This window comes from Achromobacter sp. NCFB-sbj8-Ac1-l (genome assembly GCF_052695805.1).
In genome coordinates this window covers 329797-353518 of the sequence record NZ_CP199812.1, presented here as the reverse complement: position 1 = coordinate 353518, position 23722 = coordinate 329797, and the positions used below count along the sequence as shown (strand labels likewise).

The window sequence follows — 23722 nt, the reverse complement described above, 5'->3', positions numbered from 1 at the left end:
GTACAACGAGTGGCCGCGCCCCGGTCAATGCAGGGTACGCGGCATGGCCAGGACGAATTCGGAGATCGGCACTTCGAACGGAATGCCGTTCTCGCCGACGCAATGGTAGGTGCCGCGCATCGTGCCCACCGGCGTGGGCAGGGGACAGCCGCTGGTGTATTCGAAGGTCTCGCCGGGCGCCAGCAGCGGTTGCTGGCCCACGACGCCCAGCCCGCGCACTTCCTGCACACGCTGGTTGCCATCGGTGATAATCCAGTGGCGGCTGATCACCTGGGCCGGATGCTCACCGGTATTGGTGATGCGAACGGTATAGGCGAACACGAATTGCTGCTCGCCAGGATCGGACTGTTCCGGCACGAAGCGCGGAGAGACGGAGACGCTAAGGTCGTAAGGTTTCACAGCCCTTCCCTGTGTGGCACGCTCAAACTGCAATAATGGCACATTATGCCTTCCCCAACCCCGAACATCATGTCTACGTCCCCTACCCGCATTACCCCCAGCATCCTGTCCGCCGACTTTGCCCGCCTGGGCGAGGAAGTCCGCAACGTCGTGGCCGCCGGCGCCGACTGGATCCACGTCGACGTGATGGACAACCACTATGTGCCCAACCTGACCATCGGCCCGATGGTCTGTGCGGCGATCCGTCCCCATGTGTCCGTGCCGATCGACGTGCACCTGATGGTCGAACCCGTGGACGCCCTCGTGCCCATGTTCGCCAGCGCCGGCGCCAACTACATCAGCTTCCACCCCGATGCCAGCCGCCACGTCGACCGCACGCTGTCCCTGATCCGCGAAAGCGGCTGCAAGGCCGGCCTGGTGTTCAACCCGGCCACGCCGCTGTCCTATATGGACTACGTGATGGACAAGATCGACCTGGTGCTGATCATGTCGGTCAACCCCGGCTTTGGCGGCCAGAGCTTCATTCCCGCCACGCTGACCAAGCTGCGCGAGGCCCGCGCCAGGATCGACGCCTGGATGCAGGCCGGCGGCCAGGAAATCATGCTGCAGGTGGACGGCGGCGTGAAAATCGACAACATCGCCGAAATCCGCCGCGCGGGCGCCGACACCTTCGTGGCCGGTTCGGCCATCTTCGGCAAGCCCGACTACGCCGGCATCATCACGGCCATGCGCGAGCAGATCGCCGTCGGCGAAACCACCGCCATCTGAGGAACGCCATGACCGCCTTTCGCGCCGCGCTGCTGGACCTGGACGGCACCCTGCTCGACTCCATCCCCGACCTGGCCTTCGCGGCCAACGCCATGCGCGTGGAACTGGGCATGATCTCGCTGCGCGAGGACGTCGTGGCCACCTTCGTAGGCAAGGGCGTGGACAACCTGGTGCGCCGCAGCCTGGCGGGCAGCCTGGATGCCGCCGACCCCTCGCCCGAAGATTTCGACCGGGCACGCGTGGCGTTCTACCGCCACTACCACCTGGTCAACGGCGAACGCGCCCGGGTCTACCCGGGCGTCATCGAGGGCCTGAAGCACATGCGCGACCAGGGCCTGAAGCTGGCCGTGGTCACCAACAAGCCCACCGAGTTCACCCTGCCGTTGTTGCAGCGCACGGGCCTGGCGGGCTTTTTCGACGCCGTGGTGTGCGGCGACACCTGCCCGCGCCGCAAGCCGGACCCTGACCAGGTGCTGCATGCCTGCGAACTGCTGGGCGTCACCGTGGACGAAGCCGTCACCATCGGCGATTCCATCAACGACGCCCAGGCGGGCCGCAGCGCCGGCACCCAGGTGCTGGTGGTGCCTTACGGTTACAACGAAGGCCGTGACGTGCGCGAGCTGGATGTCGATGGTATAGTTGACACGCTTGTCAACGCCGCCCAGTGGGTGGCGCTCTGGAATCAAAACCAGAACGCCGCGAAAACCGCGGTCTGAACCGAAATACCGAATCCTTACCTGACCTGATGAACGTTTCCATCCAGAACCAAATGCTCGGCGCCTCGTGGCGCTGGTGGCGTTTGTCTTCCGGGTGGCGATGATTCCCTTCCCGGCCCTGGACGCGTACACCACCGCCTAGCGCCGATACTGTGCAAAACACAGAGCCAAGCCCGGAACCAGATACCTGGACCGGGCTTTTTGTTGTGCGCCCGGTCCCCAAGCAGACACTTTGCTCACGAGACCCGACATGACCGAAATCGAATTCAAAGCCCTGGCCGCGCAAGGCTACAACCGCATCCCCTTGGTGGCCGAGACCTACGCCGACCTGGACACCCCGCTGGGCATCTACCTGAAGCTGGCCCACGCCGGCCCCCAGGCCGGCCGCATGACCTGCCTGATGGAATCGGTGGTGGGCGGCGAACGCTTCGGCCGCTATTCGTTCATCGGCCTGCCGGCCCGCACGGTGATCCGCGCCAGCGGCACCCGCACCGAGGTGCTGCACGACGGCAAGGTCGCCGAAACCCATGACGGCGATCCCCTGGCCTTCATCGAGCAGTACCAGAGCCGCTTCAAGGTGGCCCTGCGCCCCGGCATGCCGCGCTTCTGCGGCGGCCTGGCCGGCTATTTCGGCTACGACACCGTGCGCCACATCGAGCCCTGCCTGGGCCCGGCCGTCAAGCCCTTCCCGGCCGGCATGGAAGGCGGCACGCCCGACCTGATGCTGATGCACGTGGACGAACTGGTCATCGTCGACAACCTGGCCGGCCGCATCTACCTGATGGTCTACGCCGACCCCGCCCAGCCCGAAAGCTACAGCCGCGCCCAGCAGCGCCTGCACGACCTGCGCGCGCGCCTGCGACGTCCGGTGGAAATCCCGTACAGCCACGCCAGCATGCAGACCGAAGAGCGGCGCGACTTCAAGAAAGAAGACTACCTGGCGGCCGTGCACCGCGCCAAGGAACACATCGCCGCCGGCGACCTGATGCAGGTGCAGATCGGCCAGGTCATCGCCAAGCCCTTCCGCGATTCCCCGCTGTCCCTCTACCGCGCCCTGCGGTCGCTCAATCCCTCCCCCTACATGTATTTCTGGAACTTCGGCGACTTCCAGGTGGTGGGCGCGTCGCCCGAGATCCTGGTGCGCCAGGAACGCGCCGTGGTCGACGGCACGCCCAAGTCGCAGATCACCATCCGCCCGCTGGCCGGCACCCGCAAGCGCGGCGCCACGCCCGAGGAAGATGCCGCGCTGGCCGCCGAGCTGCGCGCCGACCCCAAGGAAGTGGCCGAGCACGTGATGCTGATCGACCTGGCGCGCAACGACGTCGGCCGCGTGGCCGAAGTGGGCTCGGTCAAGGTCAGCGACACCATGGTCATCGAACGCTATTCGCACGTGATGCACCTGGTGTCCAATGTGACCGGCAATCTCAATCCTGGCATGAGCAGCATGGACGTGCTGCGCGCCTCGTTCCCGGCCGGCACGCTGACCGGCGCGCCCAAGGTCGAGGCCATGAAGATCATCGACGAACTCGAACCCGTGCGCCGCGGCATCTATGGCGGCGCGGCGGGGTACCTGTCGTACGGCGGTGAAATGGACGTGGCCATCGCTATTCGCACCGGCGTCATCAAGGACGGCACGCTGTACGTGCAAGCCGCCGCCGGCATCGTCGCCGACTCCAACCCCGAAGCCGAATGGGCCGAGACCGAAGCCAAGGCCCGCGCCGTGTTGCGCGCCGCCGAGCAGGTGCAGCACGGCCTGGACGAACCCATCTAAGGCCCGCCCCGATACCCGCCCCGAGCCGCGCGACGGCCCGCCTGGAGAGAAAAATGCTATTGATGATTGATAACTACGATTCGTTTACCTACAACCTGGTGCAGTACTTCGGCGAACTGGGCGAAGACGTGCGCGTGGCGCGCAACGACCAGATCACGCTGGAAGAGATCACCGCACTGAACCCGGACCGCATCTGCGTGTCGCCCGGCCCGTGCTCGCCGGCCGAAGCCGGCATCTCGGTGCCCGTGATCCAGGCCTTCGCCGGCAAGAAGCCGATCCTGGGCGTGTGCCTGGGCCACCAGGCCATCGGCGCGGCCTACGGCGGCGACATCGTCCGGGCCCAGCAGATCATGCACGGCAAGACGGTGCAGATCTCGCACACCGGCACCGACCTCTTCACCGACCTGCCGACGCCGTACACTGTCATTCGCTACAACTCGCTGACCATCGACCCGGCAACGCTACCCGACTGCCTGGCCGTAACCGCCACGGCGCCGGACGGCGACATCATGGGCGTGCGCCACAAGACGCTGCCCCTGTACGGCGTACAGTTCCACCCCGAATCCGTGCTCAGCGAACACGGCCACGCCCTGCTGCGCAATTTCCTGAACCTCGCCTAAGAAGGACGCACCGTGACGATCTCCCCCGCAGAAGCGCTGACGCGCTGCATCGAACACCGCGAAATTTTCCACGACGAAATGCTGCACCTGATGCGCCTGCTGATGCGCGGCGAAATGTCGCCGCAGATCGCCAGCGCGTTGCTGATGGGCCTGCGCGTAAAAAAGGAAACCGTGGGCGAAATCACGGCGGCCGCGCAGGTCATGCGCGAATTCGCCACGCCCGTGGTGACGCCCAACCCCGAAGACCTGCTGGACATGTGCGGCACCGGCGGCGACGGCAGCCATACCTTCAATATTTCCACCACCGCCATGTTCGTGGCGGCGGCGGCCGGCGTGCCCATCGCCAAGCACGGCAACCGCAGCGCCTCGTCGTCCAGCGGCAGCGCCGATGTGCTGGAAGCCCTGGGCGCCAATCTGGTGCTGACGCCCGAACAGGTGGCCGAGTGCATCCAGGCCACCGGCATCGGCTTCATGTTCGCCCCCGCGCACCACGGGGCCATGAAGAACGTGGCGGCAGTCCGCAAGGAACTGGCCGTGCGCACCATCTTCAACATCCTGGGGCCGCTGACCAACCCGGCCGGCGCCGCCAACCAGCTGATGGGCGTGTTCCACCCCGACCTGGTGGGCATCCAGGTGCGCGTGCTGGAACGCCTGGGCTCGCGCCACGTGCTGGTGGTGCACGGCAAGGACGGCATGGACGAGGCCTCGCTGGGCGGGGCCACCATGGTGGGCGAACTCAAGGACGGCAAGGTCAGCGAGTACGAAATCCACCCCGAGGACTACGGGCTATCCATGATGTCCAATCGCAGCATCAAGGTGTCCAATCGCGAACAGTCGCGCGAACTTGTCATAGAGGCGCTGGACAATGTCGAGGGCACCGCCCGCGACATCGTCGCGCTGAATGCCGGTCTCGCCATCTACGCAGGCAATAAAGCCGATTCCATTCCCGCAGCCTTAGCGCTAGCATTCGAACTGATATCCACCGGCGCGGCACGAGCCAAGCTGGAAGATTTCTGCGCATATACCCGGAAATTCCAGAAATGAACGATATTCTCGCGAAGATCCTCGCCGTCAAGGTCGAGGAAGTCGCCGCCGCTCGCCAGATGCGCAGCGAAGCCGAAGTCCTGCGCGAAGCGCAGGCCCGCCAGGACGTGCGCGGCTTTGCCCAGGCCATCGAAGACAAGATCTCGCAGGGCAAGGCCGGCGTCATCGCCGAAATCAAGAAAGCCTCGCCGTCCAAGGGCGTTCTGCGCGAAACCTTTCAGCCCGCTGAAATTGCGGCATCGTACGCCGTGCACGGCGCGGCCTGCCTGTCGGTACTGACCGACGTGCAGTTCTTCCAGGGCTCGCACGACCACCTGCGCCAGGCCCGCGCGGCCTGCTCGCTGCCGGTGCTGCGCAAGGATTTCGTGATCGATCCCTACCAGATCATCGTGGCCCGCGCGATGGGCGCGGACTGCGTGCTGTTGATCGTGGCGGCGCTGACGCCGGCGCAATTGCGCGACTACGAGACGCTGGCCATGGAACTGGGCATGGACGTGCTGGTGGAAGTGCATGACGCCCAGGAACTGGACGTGGCGCTGACGCTGAAGACGCCGCTGCTCGGCATCAACAACCGCAACCTGCGCACGTTCGAGACCAGCCTGCAGAACACGCTGGACCTCTTGCCGCGCATTCCCGCCGGCAAGCGCGTCGTGACGGAAAGCGGCATTCTCAAGCCCGAAGACGTCAAGCTGATGCGCCAGCACAAGGTCGACGCCTTCCTGGTGGGCGAAGCCTTCATGCGCGCCAAGGACCCGGGCGCCGAACTGGCCCGACTGGTCGGCTAAGCCCGCCCCAACGCCACCACCCGCCGGTACAAGGTGCTGCGATGCACGCCCAGCGCGCGCGCCGCGGCGCTGACGTTGCCTGCGTGCGCGGCCAGCGCTGCGCGGATGGCGTCGTCGGCAATCGCCTGCAGGCTGGCGGCCGGGGCCGCCGTGGGCGCGGCCGCGACGGTCTGGCCACGCACCTCGGCCGGCAGCATCTCGCGGTCGACCACGCCCGACGCGCCTGCCAGCACATGCAGCGTGCGCAGCACGGCCGCCAGCTGGCGGTAATTGCCCGGCCAGGCGTATTGCACCAGCGTGTCTTCGATGTCGGCCGGCAGTACCGGGCCCGCGCCCTGCGCGGCCCATAGCGCGCGCAAGAGTTCGCGCAGGTCGGCGCGCGCGCGCAGCGGCGCAAGCGTGACGGTGTATTCGGCAATGCGGAAATACAGGTCGGGGCGCACGGGCGCATCCGGGCCGTCGTGTGCCAGCGCACGATGGGTGGCGCACACCAGCGTGAAATCCACGGCCACCGGCCGCGCCGCGCCCAGCGGCGAGACCTCGCGCGATTGCAGCACGCGCAACAGGCGCGACTGCAAGGTCAGCGGCATATCGCCGATTTCGTCCAGGAACAGCACGCCGCCATGGGCCTGTCGCAGCAGCCCCTTGCTGCCCTGGCGGCGCGCGCCGGTGAAGGCGCCGTCTTCGTAGCCGAACAGTTCGGATTCGATCAGGCTTTCGGGCAGCGCCGCGCAATTGACGGCCACGAACGGGCCCGCCGCGCGGCGGCTGCGGGCATGCAACTGGCGCGCGAACACTTCCTTGCCCACGCCGGTTTCGCCTTGCAGCAGGATCGACACACCCGCATCCGACAGATGCACGGCGCGCGCCAGCGCACCCAGCGTGGTCGCGTCGAAACTGGCGATGCCGGCGCGCGCATCGGGCGCCGGCGTCACCGCGGGGGTCGGCAAACGCAGGGAAGGCGCGGGTAGCGCGGGCGTACGGCTGCGCGGCAGGCGCAGGCGCGCGTGGTAGATCGCGCCGGACCGCGCATGGACGCGGCCGGCGGCATCGGGACTGTGTTCCAGGTCGCCTTCGAACAGATCCGCGTAGCGGTAGACCCCCAAGGCCGTGGCGGCCAGGCCCAGCGCCAGCATCGCGCGGCGGTTGGCGCCCACCAGCAGGTCGCCCTGGAAGGCCAGCAGGGCTTCGCCCGGCGTGCCCAGGCCCGAGCGATCGCTATGCAGCCGCAGCACGGCGCAGGGCTCGTGCGCGGCGTCGAACAGCTGGTGCTCGATCAGGTCGACCGCGGCGCGCACCAAGGCCAGCACGTCGGGACGGGCGTCGCGCGCCGGACTGGACAGATCCAGCACGCCCAGCATGCGGCCTTCGCTGTCGGTGATGGGCACGGCCGCGCAGGTCAGGATGCGGTTGGGTTCGAAATAGTGTTCGGCGCCATGCACGACCGTGGGCCGGCCTTCGACCAGGGCGGTGCCGATGGCGTTGGTGCCCGCGGCGGCTTCGTCCCAGGGCGCCCCTGGCATCAGCGCCACGCGGGACGCGCGCTGGGCGAAATCCAGGTCGCCGTCGCTGTCGAGCACCAGCCCTCGGGCATCGGACAGGATCACCAGGCCATCGCGGCCGCCTTCTCGGCGCAAGAGCGACATGGCGGGTTCGGACAGGCGGCGCAGCGCGTCGTTGCGCTCGCGCGCCTCGCGCAGTTCGCCGGCGGTCATGAGTTCGGCGCGACGCGCGCCGCGCATGTCGAAGCCCAGGTCGGCGCAGCGGCGCCACGACCGCAGGATGGGCTCGGCAACCAGCCCGGTCGGGACCGCGCCCTGCTGGTTGAACAGCTGGCGCGCTTGCGTCAGCGATTGCCGACGGGAATGAGTGGCCATGCATGTCTCCTTGGACGGTGTTCTGCGACACCTGTTCCGCGACAGTGTCGCGAAACGCGACACCCTGGGGCGGCTGACCGCCGCCCACGCCCGTTGCTGGCGCGTGGAAATCTACTGTCGCACGCGGCACGCGCCCTTGTCCAGCGGGGAAGCCCCGGGATGGCACGCGGTTTGCTTGATACCAGGCAGGCACTCGACTGCCGCCATCCCGACAATACGGAGACAAGCATGGACATCGCGACCCGCGTCACCCCCGAATCCTATGGCACCCGCCTGGATCTGAAGACCCAGTACGACAACTTCATCGACGGCAAATGGCAAAAGCCCGCCGACGGCGAATACTTCGACAACGTCACGCCGGTCACCGGCCAGGTGCTGACCCGCAACGCCCGCTCGAAAGAGCGCGACATCGAACTGGCGCTGGATGCCGCGCACCGCGCCGCGCCCAAATGGGGTGCGACCCCGGCCGCCCAGCGCGCGCAGATGCTGATGCAGATCGCCGACGTGATGCAAGCCAACCTGGAACGCCTGGCCACCGCCGAAACCTGGGACAACGGCAAGCCCATCCGCGAAGCCCGCGCCGCCGACATCCCGCTGGCGATCGACCACTTCCGCTACTTTGCGTCGTGCATCCGCAGCCAGGAAGGCGGCCTGTCCGAAATCGACAGCGACACCGTGGCGTATCACTTCAACGAACCGCTGGGCGTGGTGGGCCAGATCATTCCCTGGAACTTCCCCATCCTGATGGCCGCCTGGAAGCTGGCGCCCGCGCTGGCGGCCGGCAACTGCGTGGTGCTCAAGCCGGCCGAACAGACGCCGCTGGGCATCCTGCTGCTGATGGAACTGATCGGCGACATCCTGCCCCCGGGCGTGGTCAACGTGGTCACCGGTTTTGGCCTGGAAGCGGGCAAGCCGCTGGCGTCCAGCAAGCGCATCGCCAAGATCGCCTTCACCGGCGAAACCACCACCGGCCGCCTGATCATGCAGTATGCGTCGCAGAACATCATCCCCGTGACGCTGGAACTGGGCGGCAAGTCGCCCAACATCTTCTTTGCCGACGTGGCCGCGCAGGACGACGACTTCCTGGACAAGGCGGTCGAGGGCTTCGTGATGTTCGCGCTGAACCAGGGCGAAGTCTGCACCTGCCCCAGCCGCGCGCTGATCCAGGAATCGCTCTACGACAAGTTCATGGAACGCGCGCTCAAGCGCGTGGGCGAGATCAAGCAGGGCAATCCGCTGGACGCCGACACCATGCTGGGCGCGCAGGCCTCGACCGAACAGCTGGAAAAGATCCTGTCGTACCTGGACATCGGCAAGCAGGAAGGCGCGCAGGTGCTGGCCGGCGGCGGCCGGGCGCAACTGCAGGGCGCGCTGGAAGGCGGCTATTACGTGCAGCCCACCGTGTTCAAGGGCCACAACAAGATGCGCGTGTTCCAGGAGGAAATCTTCGGGCCGGTGGTGGCGGTGACCACCTTCAAGGACGCCGACGACGCACTGGCGCTGGCCAACGACACGCTCTATGGCCTGGGCGCGGGCGTGTGGTCGCGCGATGCCAACACGTGCTATCGGATGGGCCGCGCCATCAAGGCCGGCCGGGTCTGGACCAACTGCTATCACGCCTACCCGGCGCATGCCGCGTTCGGCGGCTACAAGCAGTCGGGCATCGGGCGCGAGAACCACAAGATGATGCTCAACCACTACCAGCAGACCAAGAACCTGCTGGTGAGCTATTCGCCCAAGAAGCTGGGTTTCTTCTGACCGCGACGCAAGGCGGCGCCGGGCCTTCGGGCCCGGCGCGATCCACCCGAACAGCCCCCTGCGGAGCCGCATCATGACAGCACCCACCCCACGCGTGGTCGCCACCGACGCGGCGCGCGAACTCATCGATATGCTGCGCGCCAAGCATGGCCCGCTGATGTTCCACCAGTCCGGCGGCTGTTGCGATGGCAGCTCGCCCATGTGCTATGCGCAGGGCGAATTCATGGTGGGCGGCTCTGACGTGCTGCTGGGCGACCTGGAGGGCTGCCCGTTCTACATGGGCGAAGACCAGTTCGCCTACTGGGAACACACGCAACTCATCATCGACGCGGTGCCCGGTCGCGGCGGCGCGTTTTCATTGGACAGCGCCGAGGGCAAGCGCTTTTTGCTGCGCTCGCGGCTGTACTCCGATGAAGAATGGGCCAACGTGGCGGCGGTCACCAAGGGCTGAGGCCCGATCGCGCCCGCCCCCGCATCGCCTCACGACCCTTGCGGCGTTCCGCCCTTGTCCGCAGCGGTCTCGCTGGCGGCCTGCTTCCATTGGAACGACACGCGACGGATGCGCGCGGCGCGAAATTGCGTGAACGAACGGCCACCGGGCATCGGTGCGCCACGTAGGGGACTGCTGGCGTTTTTCATTGCGGATCAAGCACTGACGGGAAAATCTTGCGGGCGCGACGCGGCCGATCAGCCGGCGCTGGCGGCCCAGGCGCTGACGGGGGCCCGGCGGGTCCAATCCAGGGCGTCTTCCAGACGGTCGTTGCCCCAGAACATTTCGCCATCCACGAAGAAGGTCGGCGCGCCGAACAGGCCCAGGTGACGCGCCTGGTCTACCTGGCGGCGCAGCGCTTCCTTGGCGGCTTCCGACTTGCCGCGCGCGATCAGCGCATCGGCGTCCAGCGACAGTTCGGTCAACAGTTCGTGCACGACGTCTTCGGCCTGGATGTCCTGGTCGCGCTGGAAATTGGCGCGGAACACGGCCACGCAGAAATCACGCCCCCAGGGTTCGTCCTGGCCCAGCAGGGCAATGCGCGCCGGCAGCACGCTCATGCGCGGAAACAGCCGCGGCCGGTTGTAGGGCACGCCGTATTTTTCAGCCAGGCGCGCGATGTCGCGCATCATGTAGGCGCCCTTGCCCGGGAACAGTCGAAAAGGCGTGTCGTTCCAGCCCTGGGCCTGGAAGATCGGGCCCAGCAGGAAGGGCCGCAGGTCCACTTGCACATCCGCCTGCCGAGCCAGGGCGTCGATGCGCTCGATCGCAAGATAGCTGTAGGGACTGGCGAAATCGAACCACATCTCGATGCGGGGGGTGGCGGACAAAGGCGCATTCATCGCAAAAGCTCCGGCGGCGGGACGTGGGAACAGCATAGTCCAGGGCGCCCATCTGCGGGAATCGCATTCCCGCGGTGCAACATGACGGAATCGTGGCAATTCCCCGGCGGCGCTGCCGACTGGCGGTCGCCTTGGCCAAGGACCAGGTTCTATTGGACGCGCCAGGCGTTATATTGCACAAGCGACTTTTCCGCCCCCTACGCATGAGTTTCACGAATGTCATATCCGCTGGCCAAACTGCCTCCGCTTGATCTGGTGCGCGGCTTCGTCGCCGTGGGCCGCCGCATGAGCATCACCCTGGCGGCGCAGGACCTGCACGTAACGCAATCGGCCGTCAGCCGGCAGATCCGCGCCCTGGAAGCCCACCTGGGCGTACCGCTGCTGCTGCGCGGCTTTCGCAGCGTGTCCTTCACCTCGGAAGGCGCCCAGCTATTCCGCATGGCCGACGCCTGGCTCAGCCAGCTGGGCGACCTGACCGAACAGTTGCGCGCGCCCGAGCGCCGCACACCGGTCACCGTCACCACCACCATCGGTGTCGCTTCACTGTGGCTGCTGCCCCGGCTGGGCGACTTCCAGGCCGCATATCCGAACATCGACGTGCGCGTGGCGGCCGACAACCGGGTCATCGACATCGACCGCGAAAGCGTGGACATCGCCATCCGCTACAGCCTGCGCGATACGGTGCCGGACGGCGCCGTCTGGCTGTTCGGCGAATCGGTGGTGCCGGTGGCTCATCCGTCCCTGAAAGCACGCTCCCTGGACGCCCGTGAATTGCAGCGCCACGTGCTGCTGGAATTCGACGACCCCACCCGGCCGTGGCTGCAATGGTCCGAATGGCTCAACGCGCGCGGCCTGGGCCGGGTGCGGCCCAAGGGCATGCTGCGGTTCAACCAGTACGACCAGATCGTGCACGCGGCGCTGGCCGGGCACGGCATCGCCCTGGGGCGGCTGGCGCTGATTGCGCCGATGCTGGCCGACCAGCGCCTGACCACCGTGGGCAGCGCGGCCGCGGATGCGACCGAGCACGCCTATTGGCTGGTGCGCAACGCCCGCCGCAGCACGCCCGATGCCGAAATCGTGACCCGCTGGCTGGTGCAGCAAGGCGCGGCCACCGCGCAGGCGCTGACGGCGGCATGAGTCGGGCCTGACGGGCCCGGTACAAGATCTATACAAACCTTCATACATTCCCGCCTGCGCTCCTGTAGATTGCGGCCTGCGCAACGAGCACGGATCCCCGCCGTGCCGGCTTGCGATGGCATCCTGCCTCGCCGCCTCCCCCTGGCAGCCGGCCCGCGGCCCTGGCGCCGCCGCCCCTCCCGGCGAGCTTCCCCGCAATTCTTTCAAGGCGTAGATGACGCTCTTCCGATCCACCCGCGCGTGGCAAGACTGGTTTTTGAACTTCCAGCGCTCCTTCCTGATCCTGCTGGCGCCATGGCTGGTGTCGGTGCTGGCCCAGGGCGCCGGACGCGGTTACCTGCTGTACGCCTACGCGCCGCCCAACGCCTATGCGGCGTTGCCGCAGGACATCAGTCGCACCCTTGGCATCGGCCTGCTGTTCGACATCAAGGTGTCGGCCATCGCCTTTTCCGTGCTGCTGCTGATTGCCCTGCTGCTGCCCGCCCGCGCGGCGCTGCAAGCCCGCTGGCTGCGCAGCCTGCCCTATGTGGGCGCGACGATGGCCACGCTGTTCGCCGCCAGCACGGTGATCAGCGTCTGCTACTTCGCCACCTTTTCGCGGTCGATCGACATCTTCGTGTTCGGCCTGATGGACGACGACACCCACGCCATCCTGCTGACGCTGTGGCATGGCTACCCGGTGTTGCGGGCGCTGGCGCTGCTGGCGGCAGTGCTGGGCATCACCTTCTGGCTGGCGCGCCGCTGGGGCGCCAGCGTGCTGCGGGCACGGCTGGCGCAGCGGCCGCTGCTGCCCAGCGCCTTGCGCCTGCTGCTGATCATCGGCATTACCGTGCTGGCCTGCCGCGGGTCGCTGGGCACCTTTCCGCTCAACAAGGACGACACCAGCATCTCGTCGCTGCGTTTGCTGAACGACATCACGCCCAACGGCATTTCCGCGTTCTTCTGGGCACTGGACGACCGCGGCAACGACAAGCGCTTCACGCCCGTTACCGAACAGGATGGCGCGCAGCTTTACCAGCGCTTCCTGGGCCAGCCCGGCCACGGGCTGGAACCCTTCATGGCCAGCACCGGCGCCAATCCGGCGGCCCAGGCCCGCCCGCCCCACGTGGTGCTGCAAGTCATGGAGAGCATGGGCCACCACATGAACCAGTACGACCGCCCCGGGCGCGACCTGCTGGGCGCGCTGCGGCCGCACTGGAACGCGGACTGGCGCTTTGACCGCTTCCTGTCCGAAGGCAACGGCACCATCGATTCGCTCAGCCGGCTGCTGGTGCGCAGCCCGGTGCCGGCCATCAGCCAGTCATCGGCGGCCAGCGGCAATTTCGCCAGCAACGCCTTCACGCCGTTCCTGGCGCGTGGCTACAAGGTACTGTTCGTGACCTCGGGCGCGGCCACCTGGCGCAACCTGGGCAGTTTCGCCAGCCACCTGGGCGCGCGCGAATTCATCGACCAGCTGGCGCTGAAACAGCGCTACCCCGAGGCCGAATCCGGCGCCTGGGGCGTGCCCGACGAATACATGTTCCGCTACATCGCCGAGCGGCTGGCGCAGGCCGACCGCGACGAACAACCGCTGTTCATCGTGGCCCTGTCGACCACCCATCATCCGCCCTTCCTGGTGCCCGAGGGCGGCAAGCGCGGCGGCATCAACCTGGACGACGTGAAGGACCTGCCGTACTACGATTCGTGGACCGGCCTGGACGACGCCTTCGACACGCTGCGCTACGCCAACGACCAGCTGGGCCGCTTTCTCACCGGCCTGAAAGCCTCGGCCAACGGCGCCAACACCATCGTTGCCGTCACCGGCGACCACAACATCCTGGGCGTGGACTACCAGGCCGACACCGACGCGGTGCTGGCGCGCGCCGTGCCCTTCTACCTGTATGTGCCGCAAGCCTACCGGGGGCAATCGACCTACGATCCGTCACGTCCCGGCAGCCAGAAGGACATCCTGCCCACGCTGTACCACCTGAGCCTGCCCGACACGCCGTACTTCCGCAGCGGCTGCGACCTGCTGGCCGCCCGGCCGGACCCGCAATGGTGCTTTGGCTACAACAACCCGCGCCTGCTCATCACCCGCGACGGCGCCTATCGCAAGGACCGCCCGGGGCGCATCATGCCGTGGGCTGGCGATGCCGGCGTGGCGCTGGGGCCGGAACAGACCGCCTCGCCCACGCAACGCACCGAAGAAGCCAGGCTGCAAGCCTACGGGCCGCTGCTGAAATGGCAGATCAACTACCAGGTGCAGAACCAGGCGCCGGCCCGGCTTGCGCGCCCCTAGGCTGGCGCGGCCGCCGCGCCGAACCTAATCCACCCGCACCAGCGCGTCGCCCGGCACCATCTCGCCCACCACCGCGGCGTCCTCGAAGCCCTGGTGATGGAACAGGTCCAGCACCGCCTGCGCCGTCTGCGGCGTGCAGGCCACCAGCAGGCCGCCCGAGGTCTGCGGATCGGTCAGCAGCGCACGCTCGACGTCGGTCACGTCCGCCCCCAGGCGCACGGACTCGCCGTACGAAGCCCAGTTGCGGCCCGACGCCCCCGTCACCACGCCGTCGGCCGCAAAGGCCTGCACGCCCGGCAGCCACGGCAAGGCGTCGCGGCGCAGCTGCGCCGTCAGCTTGGCGCCGCGCGCCATCTCCAGCGCATGGCCCAGCAGACCGAAGCCGGTCACGTCGGTAATCGCGTGCACGCCGTCCAGCGCGGCCAGCGCCGCCCCGGGCCGGTTCAACCGGGTGGTCGTATCGATCATCACGCGGTAGCCCGCGGCATCCAGCCGGTTCTTCTTCAGCGCCGCCGACAGGATGCCCACGCCCAGGCCCTTGCCCAGGATCAGCACGTCGCCCGCGCGCGCATCGGCATTGCGCTTGATGCGGCCCGGATGCACCAGGCCCATCGCCGCCAGGCCATAGATGGGTTCGACCGAATCGATGCTGTGGCCGCCCGCCACCGGAATGCCGGCATCTGCGCAGACCGATTCGCCCCCGCGCAGGATGTCAGCAATGACGCTGTGCGGCAGCACGTTGATCGGCATGCCCACGATCGCCAGCGCCATGATCGGCGTGCCGCCCATGGCGTACACATCCGACAGCGCATTGGTTGCCGCGATGCGGCCGAAATCAAACGGATCGTCCACGATCGGCATGAAGAAATCGGTCGTGGCGATCAGCGCCTGCTCGTCGTTGAGCCGATACACGGCCGCATCATCGGCCGTCTCGGTGCCTACCAGCAGGTCCGGATAGCTCGCCGCGGGCCCGAAACGCGCCAGCAATTCCGACAGCACGCCGGGCGCGATCTTGCAGCCACAGCCGCCGCCATGGGACAGCGAAGTCAAGCGCGGCACCGCCGCCGATGCAGCATCCTGGGTCATGTCAGTCTCTCCGTAAGGGGTCTCGGAAAAGGATAGCATCGCCCCCCGGAATGGCCCTATCATCATTGCTGCAGCACGCAGCAACGGACGGCCCGCCCGCCACCGGGCGCACCGACAGCCAAACTTCACCGTGCGTGGGGGCTTTATGGATCGCCGACACTTTCTCCGTTTCTCGGGCGCCGTGTGCGCCACCCAGGCCGCCCTGCCGCTGACGGCCCGAGCGCAGCAGGCTCCCGTCACCGCCGGCTGGCGCGCCTACGAACTGACCAGCAGCATCGACGTCAAAGACCCCGGCGCCCAGACCCGCCTCTGGATTCCGGTGCCCTACGCCGCGAACACCGCCTACCAGCGCGGTGCACAAAGCACCTGGCAGGTCAGCGGCGGCGGCACCGCCCGGTTGGTACAGGCCCCCGGCTACGACGTGCAGATGCTGGCCGTGCAATGGCCCGACGCCCAGGCCCCGCGACAGGTCACCGTCACCAGCCGCTTCCAGACCCGCAATCGCCGCGTCGACCTGACCCAGCCGCCGCCCGCCGGCACCCCGCGCGAAAGCGCCGCCACCCTGCGCGAATTCCTCAAGCCCACCGCGCTCCTGCCCACCGACGGCATCGTCAAGACCACCGCCGACCAGATCACCCGCGGCCACCAGGGCACCCTGGCCCGCGCCCGCGCGATCTACGAATGGGTCGTCGAAAACACCTGCCGCACCGCCGCAACCCGCGGCTGCGGCGTCGGCGACGTGCGCTACATGCTCACCGCCAACGACCTGAACGGCAAATGCGCCGACATCAACGCGCTCTTCGTCGCCCTGGCCCGTGCGTCCGGCATTCCCGCCCGCGACGCCTACGGCCTGCGCGTGGCCGACTCACAGCTCGGCTACAAAAGCCTGGGCAAGGCCGGCGACGTCACCAAGGCGCAGCACTGCCGCGCCGAGTTCTACGCCGACGGCTACGGCTGGATTCCCGTCGACCCCGCCGACGTGCGCAAAGTCATGCTCGAAGAGCCGCCTGGCGACCTGCCCCTGACCGACGCCAAGGTGCGCGCCGCACGCGTCATGCTGTTCGGCGCCTGGGAAATGAACTGGGTCGCCTACAACCATGGCCACGACGTCGTCCTGCCCGGCACCGCCCACGGCCCCGTCCCGTTCCTCATGTACCCCAACGGCGAAACCGCCGACGGCCGCCTGGACAGCCTGGACCCCGACAGCTTCAGCTACAAACTGACCGCCAAACCGCTGTCGACCTGACCTGCGCGCGCCATGATCAGCCGCCGCCAGCTCCTGCAATCCGGCCTGTCGCTCGCCGCCCTGCCCCCCAGGGCCCGCGCCGCCAGCGACAGCGCCCTCAAAGCCGCCACCGGCCCCGACTGGGCCCCCTGGACCACCCCCACCCCACCGCTCGTCCTGCCCGACCTCTCCGGCCGAGAACAGAAACTCTCCACCTGGCGCGGCAACGTCATCATCGTCAGCTTCTGGGCCACCTGGTGCGACCCCTGCCGCGACGAAATCCCCCTCATGTCCGCCATGGCCCGCCGCCACCGCGAAGAAGGCCTGCGCCTGGTCGCCGTCAACGTCGGCGAAGCCCTGGGCAAGATCACCACCTTCCTGGCCAAATGGCCCGTCGCCGGCACCGTCCTGCACGACCGCAACAGCACCGCCTCCAAAAAATGGGACGCCGCCGGCCTCCCCGCCAACTACCTGATCGACCGCGGCGGCACCGCCCGCTACTGGCACCTGGGCGCCCTGGACTGGAAAGCCGAAAACGTCACCAGCGTCGTCACCAAGATGCTGCGCGCGTAGCGAATAACCCACCCGTCATTCCAAACCGCCCGCCCAAACAAAAGGCGGCGCAAAGCGCCGCCCCCGCCAAAATAAAACCCCTTCCGCCACCCCCCACAACAAGCAAACCGTTCGATCAAGGTTCAGCAACGCGACAACCCAATCCAACGTGAGCCGTGGCGTTGCGGGGCGTGTGACAGTGGGCCGTTTAGATTGCGCCCGAGGGAATCCGAAGGAGTCGCCGAAGGCGAGGACGAGGATGACAACGGGGCAGTCCGGAGCGAAGGCTCCGGACCGCAATCGGAGGCCCACTGTCACACGCCCCGCAACGACAGGGCGGCAGAAGAACTCACCCCATCGCCAGCAACAACACAACGTCAGCAAAAGAATTGGCGGAAGGCAGCAGGAGTCGAACCTACCTGGGAACGTCTGACGCCCCCAACCGGGTTTGAAGCCCGGCCGTGCCACCGGACACGGATGCCTTCCGCAGTGACCCGCCTATGATACCCGCAGCACATGCGCATCCCGCACCCGCCGCGTCACCCCCGTCCGATCAAAGAACTCCAGAATCTGGATCGCCCGCTTGCGCCCCAACCCCGTCGCATCCCGGAACGCCGCCGCATTCAACCCGCCCGGCGTTCCCGCCAGCTCGACCGCCAGCGCCACCAATTCCGCCACCCGCTCGCGGTCGTAAAACAGATCCTTCACCACCTGCGCCACCTCCCCCCGCCTGAGCAGCTTGCGCAACACCTGCCGCACCCGCTCTTCCGGCTCGGCAAGCGCACGCGCCATGTCCCGCACCCAGGGCGGGTCGTAGGCCCCCGCTGCCAGCAGCGGCAGCAACCGCTGCGCCAAGGCCGACTCGGCCTCGGCCAGCACCGCCACATGCGTCGGCAGATGCAGCCACGGCCCGTTGCGCACCACCCGGCCGTGCTGCTGCAGATGGTCCAACAGCCCCTGCCACAACGGGTCAGGCGCCGTCGGCATCGCCATGCGGCGCAGACGCGAACTGTCCGGCCCCGGCTCGTCCGGCGCCCCCTGGTGAAAGGCCGCCAGCGCCTCTTCTACCCGGACGTGCAGCGCCTCCCAGTGCGCCGACAGGATCAACGTGCGCGTCCCTTGCGGCGTGCGCGGCGCGATCCAGCAGGCCCCGTGCGGCGCGGCCAATTCGCTCACCGGCTGGCCCGTCAGGCGCTGCAACGCCGCTTCGTCCAGCCCCAGCGTCGCCTGCTCCAGCAACGGATACAGCCCGCCGCCGTCCAGCATCTCTGCCACCGCGCCCAGCCACTTCAGCCGCGGTGCCGCGCGACGCTTGCGGTCCGGCGCGTTGGGATCCAGCACCCGACCGCCGCCCACCGTGCGCGTTGCCTGCGCATTGCGCACGATGTAGCGGTCGCCCGGCATCGCGCACACCGGCTCGTCGAACACCAGTTGCACCCAACTCGACTGCCCCGGCGCCAGCGTTTCCGTTGACAGCGGCACCGCGTGCGCCATGTGGCGCGCGGCGCCGATATGCACGTGCAGCGGCGTCCAGGCCCGCAGCGCTGCGTCCGCCGAATCGAGCAGCGTCAGCGCCACATCCACATGGCGCGACGGCAGAAAGCAGCGTGCGTCCGCAATCCAGTCGCCACGCGAAATCGCGTGCTTGTCGATGCCCGTCAGGTTCAAGGCGCAACGCTGCCCGGCCGAACCCGTTTCACTGGCCTGGTTCTGCGCATGGATGCTGCGCACCCGCACCCGCGTGCCCGCCGGCATCAAGCGCAGATCGGCAGCGTCGTCGCCCGCCCGCGCCCGCCCGCCGTGCGCCGTGCCCGTCACCACCGTGCCGTGGCCCGCCAGCGTGAACACCCGATCCACCGCCAGCCGGAACAAGCCTTGATGGCCGCGCGCCCCCAGCGCCTGCGCGGTATCGTCCAGATGGCGTTTCAGATCGGCCGTGCCGCCGTCATCCGGCTGCGCGGCACAGACCTCGAACACCGGCGCGCCCTGCAGGAAGGTATCTGCCGCCAGGGCCGCGATCTCGCCGCGCACCGCAGCCAGCCGGCCCGCATCGGCACGATCCGCCTTGGTCAGCGCCACCGCCCCGCGCGCCACGCCCAGCAGCGCCAGGATCGCCAGGTGTTCGCGCGTCTGCGGCATGACGCCGTCGTCGGCGGCCACCACCAGCAGGCCGAAATCGATGCCGCTGGCGCCCGCGGCCATCGTGTGCACCAGCTTTTCGTGGCCCGGCACGTCGATGAAGCCCAGCACGTCGCCATTGGCCAGCGGCGTATAGGCGTAGCCCAGTTCAATGGAAATGCCGCGCGCCTTCTCTTCCTTCAGGCGGTCGGTGTCCACCCCCGTCAGCGCCCGCACCAACGTGGTCTTGCCATGGTCGATATGGCCGGCGGTGCCGACGATCATGCCAGCGGCTCCGCCAGTTGCGCGGCAAAGTCGGCTTCGTCGCGCGCCTCCAGGCAGCGCAGATCGAGCCACAGCGCGTCGTCCGCAATGCGTCCGATCACGGGCACCGGCAGACCCCGCAGCCGCGCTTCCAGGCGGTCCAGATGCCGCCCCGGGCGGCCGCTGCCTGTATAGCGCACCGCCAGCCCGAAGCTGGGCAGCTGGTCCACCGGCAAGGCGCCGCTGCCGATCTGGCTGAACATCGGCACCGCCTGCACTTCGTAGCCGGCGCCCACGGCATGGGCCAGCGCGCCGCGCAGACGCTCGGCCTGCGGCTGGATCTCGCGCTGCGGGCGCGTGAGCAGCCGCAGCGTGGTCAGGCGCTGCGCCAGGAATTCCGGCGCGCGATACAGCGCCAGCACCGGTTCCAGCGCGGCCAGCGTCAGCTTGCCCACGCGCAGCGCACGCTTGAGCGGATTCTTCTTGATCTTGCGGATCAGGTCGGCGCGCCCCACCAGCAGGCCCACCTGCGGTCCGCCCAGGAGCTTGTCGCCGCTGAACGTCACCAGGTCGGCCCCGGCCGCGATGGTCTCGCGCACCGTGTCTTCGCGTGGCAGGCCGAACTGCGTCAGGTCCACCAGCGTGCCGCTGCCCAGGTCCACCGTGGCCGGCAGCCCGCGCGCATGCGCCAGCGCCGCCACCTCGGCCACGCTGACGCTCTTGGTGAAGCCGGTCACCGCATAGTTGCTGCAATGCACCTTCATCAGCATCGCGGTACGCGGACCGATGGCGGTCTCGTAATCGGCCGCATGGGTGCGGTTGGTGGTGCCCACCTCGACCAGCTTGGCGCCGGCCCGCTTCATGATGTCCGGAATGCGGAAGGCGCCGCCGATCTCGACCAGCTCGCCGCGCGACACGACCACCTCGCGACGATCGGCCAGTGCGTTCAGCATCAGCAGCACGGCGGCCGCGTTGTTGTTGACCACCGTGGCGGCCTCGGCCCCGGTCAGTTCGCACAGCAGGTCATCGATCAGGTCGTCGCGGTCGCCGCGGCCGCCCGTATCCAGGTCGAACTCCAGGTTGGCCGGCGAGCGCAGCGCGCGCAACACCGAATCCACCGCCTCGTCGGGCAGCAGCGCCCGCCCCAGGTTCGTGTGCAGCACCGTGCCGGTGAGGTTGTAGACCGCCCGCAGGCGTGGCGCGGCCGCAGCCGCCAAGGCGGCCGATACGGCACCGGCAACCGTGGCCTCGGCCAGCTCCGCGCGCGGCAATTCGCCCGCCAGCGCCCGTTGGCGCAAGGCATCCAGGTGGCGGCGCAGCGCGGCCACGACCTGCGTGCGGCCGTGGGTGTCCAGGGCGGCCGCCAGCGCGGGCGCGTTCAACAGGCGGTCCAGCGCCGGAATGTCGGCGGCGGCAGCGTGGTCGGCCATGGCTATTCCTCGTCGGCGCCGTGCCACAGCAACGGGTTGCCGCTGGCCCGCGAGTAGCCGGCCTCGCCCACCAGCACGTCCAGCATCAGGCTGGCCAGGTCGTCGGCCACGGGTTCGACGTGCAGATCCTTGTCCTGGTAGAAGATCTTGCGATAGCTATGGCAGCGGTCACAGGTTTCGGCCTTGATGGCGGGCGAGCGTCCGTCGATGGCCTGGTAGGCCACCGATTCGACGTCTTCGCAATGGCTGCACTTGACCCGCACCATGTGCCATTGGGTGGCGCAGAGGCTGCAGCACAGGTAGCGGTAGCCTTCGAACTGCCCGCCGACCCGCACCACGCTGGCCACCGGCAGGCTGGCGCACACCGGGCAGACGCCAAAGGGCGATGCCACCGGCAGCTGCTTTTCGTCGAAGCGGCTGGCCAGGTCGGTCCAATAGACCTGCAGCGCGGCCATCACGAACGGCGCTGCGGCGCCGTCCACACCGTGGTGCTGCTCGGACAGCACCGCCTCGGCCAGGTCTTCGAGCGATTCCGTGTCTTCGTCCAGCGCGCGGCGCAGCGAGGCACAGACCTCGACGGCCTCGGCCGGCACGTCGGGGCCCGCGGCCACCTCGTCGACCAGCTGGCGCAGAATGTCGCGCCACAGCGGGTCGCGCGGCCAGCCCACCGCCTGCAGCGGCGGCATGCCATGGGTCTGGGCCAGCTCGATACGCTCTTGCGAGGCGGGCGGCGCGGCGCAGCCCTTGAGCGCGCGATGCTGGGCGTCGACCAGCCGGGCCATCAACAGCAGGTAGTCGGCCACCGGACTATCCGCGGCCAGTTGCCGCAAGCGGGCCGCGCGGGTCGCGAAAACCGACTCGCGCGCCGGCAGCTGGACGCGGGGAATGGTGTTGTGGTCTAGCGCTTCGATCTCGCCGCGCGGAAGAATTCGCTGCAATTCGCGTCTCCAGATAAACAAACACGGCTGCCGCCCCAACCAAGGGGAGGCAGCCGTGCGGTCAGACCCGTGAAATCGGCCGGGCGGATTACTTGCTCTTGCCCACCTGTTCCCGGAACCAGGCGCGATGGTGCTTCCACGCCCAGCCCGCGGTCACGTAGCCCCGCAGCATTGCCGTCAGGGAGCCCTTGACCCAGATCGCCGCATAAATATGCACAATGATCGCGCAAATCAGCACCAATGCACAAACGGCATGCAGCACCGAGGCGGCGCGGACGACCCAGATGGGGAAATAGAAGGCGAAGTACTCGCGCCAGATCACGATGCCGCTGGCGAACAGCCCCAGCATGCACAGGATCAGCACGTAGAACAGCAGCTTCTGGCCGGCGTTGTACTTGCCGACCTCGGGCAGCTTTTCTTCGCGGTTGTCCAGCACGTCGTCCAGCTGGCGCAGCCATTGGCGGTCGGCGCGTGTCAGCAGGTTGTGGCGCCACATGTGGCCGGCGAACACAACGAAGCAGACGAACATCACCAAGCCGATGAACGGATGCAGGATGCGGGTCCAGGGGCCGCCGCCGAACAGATTGGTCAGCCAGAACATCGACGGATGAAACAGCGCCAGCCCGGATAACGCCAGCAGGATGAACGTCAGGGCGATGATCCAGTGGTTGGTGCGCTCGCCGGGCGAATACCGCTTGATGCGGCGATGACGATGGTCTTCACTCATGGCGCACCTCCTCTTCGGCGCGGCGTTCGTCTTCCTCGCTGACCTCGTTGCGGCCAACGCGGGCGTAGTGGAAGAAGCCCGCCAGCGCCGTCAGCGCCATGACGGCCACGCCAAGCGGCTTGGTGATGCCCTTCCACAGCGACACCATCGGGCTGATGTGCGGGTCCTTCGGCAGGCCGTGGTACAGCCCGGGCTGGTCGGCGTGATGCAGCACGTACATGACGTGGGTCCCGCCCACCCCTTGCGGGTCGTACAGGCCGGCCTGGTCAAAGCCCCGCGACTTCAGGTCTTCGATGCGTTCGGCCGCGTGCTGCTTCATGTCGTCCTTGGTGCCGAACACGATGGCACCGGTGGGACAGGCCTTGACGCAGGCGGGCTCCTGGCCGACGGCGACGCGGTCGGAACACAGGGTGCACTTGTACGCCTTGTGGTCCTTCTTGGAAATGCGTGGCACGTTGAACGGACAGCCGGTGATGCAGTAGCCGCAACCGATGCAGTTCTCTTCGTGGAAATCGACGATGCCGTTGTTGTACTGGATGATGGCGCCCGGCGACGGACAGGCCTTCAGGCAGCCCGGGTCCTCGCAGTGCATGCAGCCGTCCTTGCGGATCAGCCATTCCAGGTCGCCCTGCGGATTCTCGTATTCCGAGAAGCGCATGACGGTCCAGGAATGCTCGGTCAGGTCGGCCGGGTTGTCGTACACGCCGACGTTGGTGCCGATCTCGTCGCGCAGATCGTTCCATTCCATGCAGGCGCTTTGGCAAGCCTTGCACCCGATGCACTTTGACACGTCGATCAGCTTGGCCACCGAGCCCGTGATGGGTTCACGAATGCCGGGCGGCGGCGTGGTGGTGGCGGAGCGCCGTTTGATGTCCAGGGATTGCATTGACATGTCGG

At 67.9% G+C, this 23722-nt stretch carries 21 protein-coding genes and 1 tRNA gene; 12 read left to right on the top strand and 10 right to left on the bottom strand.

Annotation, left to right across the window (positions count from 1 at the left end; translation table 11 throughout):
* Nucleotides 1-24 precede the first annotated feature (24 nt).
* A complete protein-coding gene (gene apaG / locus ACUDP5_RS01685) occupies nucleotides 25-399 on the bottom strand; it encodes a Co2+/Mg2+ efflux protein ApaG (protein ID WP_006392509.1) in 375 nt (124 codons plus the stop codon).
* A 45-nt stretch (nucleotides 400-444) separates the two neighbouring features.
* Here apaG and rpe point away from each other — a divergent pair, with 45 nt between their 5' ends.
* The 6 genes from rpe to trpC all read left to right on the top strand — a co-directional run bounded on the left by rpe (nucleotide 445) and on the right by trpC (nucleotide 6103).
* Entirely contained in the window at nucleotides 445-1167 is a 723-nt protein-coding gene (gene rpe / locus ACUDP5_RS01680) for a ribulose-phosphate 3-epimerase (RefSeq protein WP_263915438.1), read from the top strand.
* An 8-nt stretch (nucleotides 1168-1175) separates the two neighbouring features.
* Nucleotides 1176-1883, top strand: a complete 708-nt coding sequence (locus tag ACUDP5_RS01675; protein ID WP_263915437.1) for a phosphoglycolate phosphatase — start codon at nucleotides 1176-1178, stop codon at nucleotides 1881-1883.
* 250 nt (nucleotides 1884-2133) lie between these two features.
* Nucleotides 2134-3654: an anthranilate synthase component I gene (gene trpE / locus ACUDP5_RS01670; RefSeq protein WP_263915435.1), complete on the top strand. Its 1521-nt coding sequence runs from the start codon at nucleotides 2134-2136 to the stop codon at nucleotides 3652-3654.
* Nucleotides 3655-3707: 53 nt separating this feature from the next.
* Nucleotides 3708-4274, top strand: coding sequence for an aminodeoxychorismate/anthranilate synthase component II (locus ACUDP5_RS01665; protein WP_263915434.1), 567 nt, complete (start codon nucleotides 3708-3710; stop codon nucleotides 4272-4274).
* Nucleotides 4275-4286: 12 nt separating this feature from the next.
* Nucleotides 4287-5318, top strand: a complete 1032-nt coding sequence (gene trpD, locus ACUDP5_RS01660; protein ID WP_025139783.1) for an anthranilate phosphoribosyltransferase — start codon at nucleotides 4287-4289, stop codon at nucleotides 5316-5318.
* Nucleotides 5315-6103, top strand: a complete 789-nt coding sequence (gene trpC, locus ACUDP5_RS01655) for an indole-3-glycerol phosphate synthase TrpC (protein ID WP_263915433.1) — start codon at nucleotides 5315-5317, stop codon at nucleotides 6101-6103. The genes trpD and trpC overlap by 4 nt, the downstream gene beginning before the upstream one ends.
* Here the strand turns inward: trpC and ACUDP5_RS01650 are convergent.
* Nucleotides 6100-7980 (bottom strand): sigma-54-dependent Fis family transcriptional regulator, encoded by a 1881-nt coding sequence (locus tag ACUDP5_RS01650; protein WP_445658020.1) that lies wholly within the window; start codon nucleotides 7978-7980, stop codon nucleotides 6100-6102. The two genes, trpC and ACUDP5_RS01650, sit on opposite strands and share 4 nt — an antisense overlap.
* Nucleotides 7981-8208: 228 nt before the next feature.
* Here ACUDP5_RS01650 and adh point away from each other — a divergent pair, with 228 nt between their 5' ends.
* The gene (gene adh / locus ACUDP5_RS01645; protein WP_445658019.1) at nucleotides 8209-9738 is read left to right on the top strand and encodes an aldehyde dehydrogenase; all 1530 of its coding nucleotides are present in this window, start codon (nucleotides 8209-8211) and stop codon (nucleotides 9736-9738) included.
* Between the two features lie 73 nt (nucleotides 9739-9811).
* The gene (locus tag ACUDP5_RS01640; RefSeq protein ID WP_263915430.1) at nucleotides 9812-10189 is read left to right on the top strand and encodes a DUF779 domain-containing protein; all 378 of its coding nucleotides are present in this window, start codon (nucleotides 9812-9814) and stop codon (nucleotides 10187-10189) included.
* Between the two features lie 236 nt (nucleotides 10190-10425).
* Here the strand turns inward: ACUDP5_RS01640 and ACUDP5_RS01635 are convergent, their stop codons facing one another.
* The gene (locus tag ACUDP5_RS01635) at nucleotides 10426-11070 is read right to left on the bottom strand and encodes a 2-hydroxychromene-2-carboxylate isomerase (protein WP_263915428.1); all 645 of its coding nucleotides are present in this window, start codon (nucleotides 11068-11070) and stop codon (nucleotides 10426-10428) included.
* A gap of 216 nt (nucleotides 11071-11286) precedes the next feature.
* On the opposite strand from ACUDP5_RS01635, the gene ACUDP5_RS01630 reads away from it, so the two are divergent.
* Nucleotides 11287-12207 (top strand): LysR substrate-binding domain-containing protein, encoded by a 921-nt coding sequence (locus tag ACUDP5_RS01630; RefSeq protein ID WP_263915427.1) that lies wholly within the window; start codon nucleotides 11287-11289, stop codon nucleotides 12205-12207.
* Nucleotides 12208-12421: 214 nt separating this feature from the next.
* A complete protein-coding gene (locus ACUDP5_RS01625) occupies nucleotides 12422-14485 on the top strand; it encodes an LTA synthase family protein (RefSeq protein ID WP_445658018.1) in 2064 nt (687 codons plus the stop codon).
* Nucleotides 14486-14509: 24 nt separating this feature from the next.
* Here the strand turns inward: ACUDP5_RS01625 and selD are convergent, their stop codons facing one another.
* Nucleotides 14510-15571 (bottom strand): selenide, water dikinase SelD, encoded by a 1062-nt coding sequence (gene selD / locus ACUDP5_RS01620; protein ID WP_263915425.1) that lies wholly within the window; start codon nucleotides 15569-15571, stop codon nucleotides 14510-14512.
* A 145-nt stretch (nucleotides 15572-15716) separates the two neighbouring features.
* Here selD and ACUDP5_RS01615 point away from each other — a divergent pair, with 145 nt between their 5' ends.
* Together ACUDP5_RS01615 and ACUDP5_RS01610 are read left to right on the top strand one after the other, a co-directional pair.
* On the top strand, nucleotides 15717-16817 hold the full coding sequence (locus ACUDP5_RS01615; RefSeq protein WP_445658017.1) for a transglutaminase-like domain-containing protein: 1101 nt from the start codon (nucleotides 15717-15719) through the stop codon (nucleotides 16815-16817).
* Nucleotides 16818-16829: 12 nt separating this feature from the next.
* Complete coding sequence (locus ACUDP5_RS01610) at nucleotides 16830-17369, top strand: TlpA disulfide reductase family protein (protein ID WP_445658016.1); 540 nt, start codon at nucleotides 16830-16832, stop codon at nucleotides 17367-17369.
* Nucleotides 17370-17738: 369 nt separating this feature from the next.
* Here ACUDP5_RS01610 and ACUDP5_RS01605 read toward each other — a convergent pair.
* The 6 genes from ACUDP5_RS01605 to fdxH all read right to left on the bottom strand — a co-directional run bounded on the left by ACUDP5_RS01605 (nucleotide 17739) and on the right by fdxH (nucleotide 23717).
* Nucleotides 17739-17834 (bottom strand) — tRNA-Sec (locus ACUDP5_RS01605).
* 12 nt (nucleotides 17835-17846) lie between these two features.
* The gene (gene selB, locus ACUDP5_RS01600) at nucleotides 17847-19751 is read right to left on the bottom strand and encodes a selenocysteine-specific translation elongation factor (RefSeq protein WP_445658015.1); all 1905 of its coding nucleotides are present in this window, start codon (nucleotides 19749-19751) and stop codon (nucleotides 17847-17849) included.
* Nucleotides 19748-21160: an L-seryl-tRNA(Sec) selenium transferase gene (gene selA, locus ACUDP5_RS01595; RefSeq protein ID WP_445658014.1), complete on the bottom strand. Its 1413-nt coding sequence runs from the start codon at nucleotides 21158-21160 to the stop codon at nucleotides 19748-19750. Before selA ends, selB begins: the two co-directional genes overlap by 4 nt.
* A gap of 2 nt (nucleotides 21161-21162) precedes the next feature.
* Nucleotides 21163-22098 (bottom strand): formate dehydrogenase accessory protein FdhE, encoded by a 936-nt coding sequence (gene fdhE, locus ACUDP5_RS01590; RefSeq protein WP_263915419.1) that lies wholly within the window; start codon nucleotides 22096-22098, stop codon nucleotides 21163-21165.
* Between the two features lie 88 nt (nucleotides 22099-22186).
* A complete protein-coding gene (locus tag ACUDP5_RS01585; RefSeq protein WP_263915418.1) occupies nucleotides 22187-22825 on the bottom strand; it encodes a formate dehydrogenase subunit gamma in 639 nt (212 codons plus the stop codon).
* Nucleotides 22818-23717, bottom strand: a complete 900-nt coding sequence (fdxH, locus tag ACUDP5_RS01580) for a formate dehydrogenase subunit beta (RefSeq protein WP_025139798.1) — start codon at nucleotides 23715-23717, stop codon at nucleotides 22818-22820. The genes ACUDP5_RS01585 and fdxH overlap by 8 nt, the downstream gene beginning before the upstream one ends.
* Between the last annotated feature and the right edge of the window lie 5 nt (nucleotides 23718-23722).

Coding starts and splice junctions, on each gene's coding strand:
- rpe (WP_263915438.1), top strand. CDS start 445: ATGCCTTCCCCAACCCCGAACATCATGTCTACGTCCCCTACCCGCATT.
- ACUDP5_RS01675 (WP_263915437.1), top strand. CDS start 1,176: ATGACCGCCTTTCGCGCCGCGCTGCTGGACCTGGACGGCACCCTGCTC.
- trpE (WP_263915435.1), top strand. CDS start 2,134: ATGACCGAAATCGAATTCAAAGCCCTGGCCGCGCAAGGCTACAACCGC.
- ACUDP5_RS01665 (WP_263915434.1), top strand. CDS start 3,708: ATGCTATTGATGATTGATAACTACGATTCGTTTACCTACAACCTGGTG.
- trpC (WP_263915433.1), top strand. CDS start 5,315: ATGAACGATATTCTCGCGAAGATCCTCGCCGTCAAGGTCGAGGAAGTC.
- ACUDP5_RS01650 (WP_445658020.1), bottom strand. CDS start 7,980: ATGGCCACTCATTCCCGTCGGCAATCGCTGACGCAAGCGCGCCAGCTG.
- adh (WP_445658019.1), top strand. CDS start 8,209: ATGGACATCGCGACCCGCGTCACCCCCGAATCCTATGGCACCCGCCTG.
- ACUDP5_RS01640 (WP_263915430.1), top strand. CDS start 9,812: ATGACAGCACCCACCCCACGCGTGGTCGCCACCGACGCGGCGCGCGAA.
- ACUDP5_RS01635 (WP_263915428.1), bottom strand. CDS start 11,070: ATGAATGCGCCTTTGTCCGCCACCCCCCGCATCGAGATGTGGTTCGAT.
- ACUDP5_RS01630 (WP_263915427.1), top strand. CDS start 11,287: ATGTCATATCCGCTGGCCAAACTGCCTCCGCTTGATCTGGTGCGCGGC.
- ACUDP5_RS01625 (WP_445658018.1), top strand. CDS start 12,422: ATGACGCTCTTCCGATCCACCCGCGCGTGGCAAGACTGGTTTTTGAAC.
- selD (WP_263915425.1), bottom strand. CDS start 15,571: ATGACCCAGGATGCTGCATCGGCGGCGGTGCCGCGCTTGACTTCGCTG.
- ACUDP5_RS01615 (WP_445658017.1), top strand. CDS start 15,717: ATGGATCGCCGACACTTTCTCCGTTTCTCGGGCGCCGTGTGCGCCACC.
- ACUDP5_RS01610 (WP_445658016.1), top strand. CDS start 16,830: ATGATCAGCCGCCGCCAGCTCCTGCAATCCGGCCTGTCGCTCGCCGCC.
- selB (WP_445658015.1), bottom strand. CDS start 19,751: ATGATCGTCGGCACCGCCGGCCATATCGACCATGGCAAGACCACGTTG.
- selA (WP_445658014.1), bottom strand. CDS start 21,160: ATGGCCGACCACGCTGCCGCCGCCGACATTCCGGCGCTGGACCGCCTG.
- ACUDP5_RS01585 (WP_263915418.1), bottom strand. CDS start 22,825: ATGAGTGAAGACCATCGTCATCGCCGCATCAAGCGGTATTCGCCCGGC.
- fdxH (WP_025139798.1), bottom strand. CDS start 23,717: ATGTCAATGCAATCCCTGGACATCAAACGGCGCTCCGCCACCACCACG.